At 65.5% G+C, this 339-nt stretch carries 1 protein-coding gene; it reads right to left on the reverse strand.

From position 1 onward, the window contains the following. Window positions 1-145: 145 nt before the first annotated feature. On the reverse strand, window positions 146-339 hold a 194-nt coding region (locus AF337_RS31150), incomplete at its 5' end, for a GFA family protein (RefSeq protein WP_193393677.1).

A 339-nucleotide genomic window follows, 5' to 3' on the forward strand; every position in this document is an offset into this window, starting at 1 on the left:
GCTCGACCTGGCCGAGCCGATCGAGAGTCTTGCCGGAAATTGACATCTCCTGGCATCGCCTGCGCCAGGTCAGGTGGGCATCGGGTTCACTGACACACGGGGACCCAGCCGATCGCACCATTTTGCCAGGGCCGCTGCCCCAGCTTTACATCGGCGGCATCGTCTCGAATTTCGGCACCGCCGGGTCGACCCGGTCCCAGGCGACGCCGCGCACGGTGTAGGTCACCATCTGCGGCTGGTATCGGGTGGGATCGTCGAGGCTGGCGGCGTGAATGGTGAAGAGATCGGGCATGGCAGAGAAGGTCAGATAGACGGGCGTGCCGCAGGCGGGGCAGAAGC

This window comes from Rhizobium ecuadorense (genome assembly GCF_001187535.1).
In the GTDB taxonomy this organism is placed as follows: Bacteria; Pseudomonadota; Alphaproteobacteria; order Rhizobiales; family Rhizobiaceae; genus Rhizobium; species Rhizobium ecuadorense.